Genomic DNA, 3936 nt, shown 5'->3' on the forward strand with positions numbered 1-3936 from the left:
ACAAAAGCTGGAATCGTACGTTTGGGAAGGTAAAGACCGAAAGGGCACTAAAACCAAAGGCGAGCTTCAAGGCGCCAGCCTCGCTCTGGTTAAGGCCCAGCTTCGTAAACAGGGCATTATTCCAGACAAGGTAAAGAAAAAGCCCAAGCCTTTGTTCGGTGGTAGCAAGAAAATTACACCATTCGACATCGCCATGCTTACTCGCCAGCTGGCAACCATGATGAAAGCGGGCGTTCCCTTGGTACAGAGTTTTGATATCGTCGCAGATGGCCAGGAGAACAAGGGCTTACAAGATCTTGTAATGTCGATTCGCAATGACATTTCTTCAGGTACAGGGTTTGCAGCTGCGCTACGCAAGCACCCCAGGCACTTTGACAATCTTTACTGCAATCTGGTGGAATCCGGTGAACAGGCCGGCGCCCTGGAAGCCATGCTTGACAGGATAGCAACGTACCTTGAGAAGACCGAACTTCTCAAGAAAAAAGTAAAAAAAGCAATGACCTACCCTGCAGCAGTTATCGTGGTTGCAATCGTCGTATCGGCTATCCTGTTAATTAAAGTGGTGCCTCAGTTTGAAAGTTTATTCTCAGGTTTTGGGGCTGAACTTCCCGTTTTCACACAAATGGTCGTAAGGCTATCTGAATGGCTTCAGTCATGGTGGTTTATTGTCCTGATCGGAATTTTTGGGTCCATTTTCCTTTTCAAAGAAGCCAAGTACCGATCTCAAAAATTCTCAGATATTGTTGATAAATACGTTTTGAAACTTCCCATTGTCGGCGAGATTCTGGACAAATCTGCCGTTGCCAAATTTGGCCGAGTGCTCTCCACAACGTTCGCCGCAGGTGTCCCGCTGGTAGACGCCTTGGACTCGGTAGCAGGCGCGACCGGCAACGCGGTTTATCGTGATGCCATTCAGAACATCAAAAATGACGTTTCAAGTGGTACCCAGTTGCAAGCCTCTATGCGCCAGCAGGATATATTCCCGGTTATGGCTGTTCAGCTAACCGCCATCGGCGAAGAGTCCGGTAACCTGGACGAAATGCTTGAAAAAGTTGCCGTCCATTATGAAGCCGTAGTTGATGATATGGTTGATAACCTCACAACATTGATGGAACCCATGATCATGGCTGTTTTGGGCGTTCTGGTGGGTGGTCTGATCATCGCCATGTACCTCCCAATCTTCCAGATGGGCTCGGTTGTTGGCGGCTAAACCGCCATACCTCACTCAGGATTATCAGCAGCCCCCTCTTTTGATTCTAAGCAGAGGGGGCCGCCACCCAACATTCCACCACAGCACAAACCGAGCAATTTAATGCCCACACTAGAAACCATCCTCTCAACCCCCTGGCTTCTCTACACCACGGTTGTCTTCGTTTCGCTCTGCATTGGCAGCTTCCTGAACGTCGTGATCCTTCGCCTGCCCAAAATGATGCAGCAGGACTGGCGGTGCCAATGCGAGGAGTTTCTTGAAGTACCTGAAGAAAAACGCACAACCAACACCCCCATAACACTTTCAACACCTGCATCTACCTGCCCAACGTGCGGCCACAAGATCAAACCATGGGAAAACATCCCGGTCTTCAGCTGGCTGATGCTGGGCGGCAAGTGTTCATCATGCAAAACGAAGATTTCAGCACGCTATCCCATCATTGAAGCGGTTACTGCAGCGGCCTCGGTCATTACTGTCTGTTTACTCGGCCCGTCCGAATCCACTCTGTGGGCCTTACCACTGATCTGGGCATTGATTGCATTGACAGTCATAGATCTGGACACCCAGCTCCTGCCAGACAACATCACGTTGCCATTGATGTGGCTGGGCCTGGTACTGAATTACTTTGGCGTTTTAACTGATTTTGAGAGCGCCTTCTGGGGAGCCATCGCCGGGTACCTGTCCCTTTGGTCTGTTTACTGGCTGTTCAGGCTGGTAACCGGCAAAGAGGGTATGGGGCACGGGGATTTCAAATTGCTCGCAGCGCTGGGTGCGTGGCTTGGGTGGCAGGTACTGCCAGCCGTCATTTTAATTTCTTCATTGGTTGGGGCCATTGTCGGGATCAGTTTGATGGTGTTCCGGAAGCACGGGCGGGAAGTTCCAATTCCTTTTGGGCCTTATCTGGCCGTGGCCGGGATCATTTGCTTATGGTTTGGTGATGGCATTATCGGGGCCTGGTTTGGGTTTTTAGGAGTTTGATTAACTTGATGATTGTTGGTTTAACCGGGGGAATTGGCTCAGGGAAGTCTACAGTAGTACGTCTGTTTGGGGACTTGGACGTGCACTGGGTCGACGCAGATGATGTGGCCCGGGAAGTGGTTGAGCCTGGCACTCCGGCGCTGGAGGCGATTGCCCGGCATTTTGGTGAGGATGTGCTTTTGGCGGATGGTTCTCTGAATCGTGCCTGGCTGCGGGAACGGGTTTTTGCGGAGCCCGATGAGCGGGTTTGGCTTGAGACCTTGTTGCATCCGATTATTCGCAAGGAACTGATCCGGCAGTTACACCCCAGGGACTATCACCTGCCCTATGTTTTACTGGTTTCGCCGCTTTTGCTGGAGACAGACCAACGAGACCTGGTGAACAAAATCCTGGTGGTAGATGTGCCTGAGTCTGTGCAGATTGAACGCACGATGGCCAGGGATAACAATTCCCGGGAGTTGGTTGAGAGCATTATGGCGGCGCAAATGGCCAGAGCAGATCGCTGCTCACAAGCAGACGCCATTATTGATAACAACTGTCCATTGGTTGAGGTTGAGCGCCAGGTTGCTGAGTTGCATAATCGGTTCCTGCTTGAGTTCAGTTAAGGGGCTTCCACTGCGTCACCTCCCGTTTATTGTTTTTTTACTGCCACTGTTTCTGGTTGTCTCTCCAGTCGCACACAGTGCCGATCCCATCGTCACGATTCGGGAAAGTTCTGTGGCCGAGGTGCTCTCGCCCTATCGTTTACCCGTTTCCTTTTACACGTTTGAGCCCGATGACTACTGGGCCGAACCTGTAGACTCCTGGTGGATGAGTTTCAGCAACTGGGTTATTCGCCAGGAACGCCTTCATGGCAGCACAGTTCAAGAGATTGGAGCCTGGGCTGACCAGACCTTATCCGGATCAAAAGAAGCCTTACCGAACAACGAAAGTTACCTGAGGCTGGGGTTTGCTGCAGAGTCTGAATACAGCGATCCAGCCCAGTTCAAGCCTGAAATGCGCTTTCGCCTCGACATTCCCACCACGAAAAAGAAGCTCAGGCTCGTTATTGAAAGTGAAAGCGACGAACTGATCCCTCTGTCTGAACGCGAGCGGGACAGGCAGCTCACCGAACCTGAACGAACAGAAACAGACACCACCGGCGCTTTGCGTTTTCTGACGGATGTCGGCGATGCCATCAACCTTTCCATGGATATCGGGGGGCGGCTTCGGCTTCCCCCTGAAGCCTTCTGGCGTTTACAGGCAGGCAAAGGCTGGCAGGCCGCCAACCTTTGGGGAATTAATGTCAGACAGCGCATCTATTACTACCACACCTCTGGCTGGGGTGCTCGCTCCTGGCTGGGTGTCGACAGGCCAGTGTGGAATGGCTGGCACTTTTACTCTTCGGCTGAACTGGAATGGGTTCACCGGGATACACGATTTGAGGCAGCTCAGATCTTCAGCCTGAGCAAACGCCTCAACTCCCGGTCCGTCATTTCCCCGAGGATTGGCGTTCTCGGCAAAAGCCAGCCCACCTGGCGCACCAGCTCCTATTTTGCTGACGTAACCTGGCGCTACCGGGTATACGAAGACTGGTTATTTGCCGAACTGATCCCAGCCCTGGAATTCCCCCGAGAGGAAAGTTTCAGGGATCAGGCGTCTGTGATCTTCCGCATCGAAATGTACTTTACCGGCACGATTGAACGAGACTGAAATGACCCGACCCAGACACAAGAGCAAGCCGGCAACCGAAGCGCTGACACTCACCC

The 3936-nt window shown here is 52.1% G+C and carries 4 protein-coding genes; all 4 read left to right on the top strand.

The window, feature by feature from the left end; genetic code table 11:
• Window positions 1-7 precede the first annotated feature (7 nt).
• The 4 genes from ABYA77_RS14680 (at window position 8) to ABYA77_RS14695 (ending at window position 3880) form a co-directional block, all read left to right on the top strand.
• On the top strand, window positions 8-1210 hold the full coding sequence (locus ABYA77_RS14680) for a type II secretion system F family protein (protein WP_372966708.1): 1203 nt from the start codon (window positions 8-10) through the stop codon (window positions 1208-1210).
• Window positions 1211-1312: 102 nt separating this feature from the next.
• On the top strand, window positions 1313-2188 hold the full coding sequence (locus ABYA77_RS14685; RefSeq protein WP_372966705.1) for an A24 family peptidase: 876 nt from the start codon (window positions 1313-1315) through the stop codon (window positions 2186-2188).
• An 8-nt stretch (window positions 2189-2196) separates the two neighbouring features.
• Window positions 2197-2793 (top strand): dephospho-CoA kinase, encoded by a 597-nt coding sequence (gene coaE / locus ABYA77_RS14690; protein WP_372966706.1) that lies wholly within the window; start codon window positions 2197-2199, stop codon window positions 2791-2793.
• Window positions 2780-3880 carry a hypothetical protein gene (locus tag ABYA77_RS14695; protein WP_372966707.1) on the top strand — a complete coding sequence of 367 codons (1101 nt, stop codon included), beginning with the start codon at window positions 2780-2782 and terminating at the stop codon, window positions 3878-3880. The genes coaE and ABYA77_RS14695 overlap by 14 nt, the downstream gene beginning before the upstream one ends.
• The last annotated feature ends 56 nt before the right edge of the window (window positions 3881-3936 follow it).

Origin of the sequence: Marinobacter sp. (genome assembly GCF_041595835.1) — a bacterium.
Taxonomy (GTDB): domain Bacteria; phylum Pseudomonadota; class Gammaproteobacteria; order Pseudomonadales; family Oleiphilaceae; genus Marinobacter.

Excerpts from the sequence above, each read along its gene's own strand:
- coaE (WP_372966706.1), top strand. The coding sequence starts at position 2,197 with ATGATTGTTGGTTTAACCGGGGGAATTGGCTCAGGGAAGTCTACAGTA.
- ABYA77_RS14685 (WP_372966705.1), top strand. The coding sequence starts at position 1,313 with ATGCCCACACTAGAAACCATCCTCTCAACCCCCTGGCTTCTCTACACC.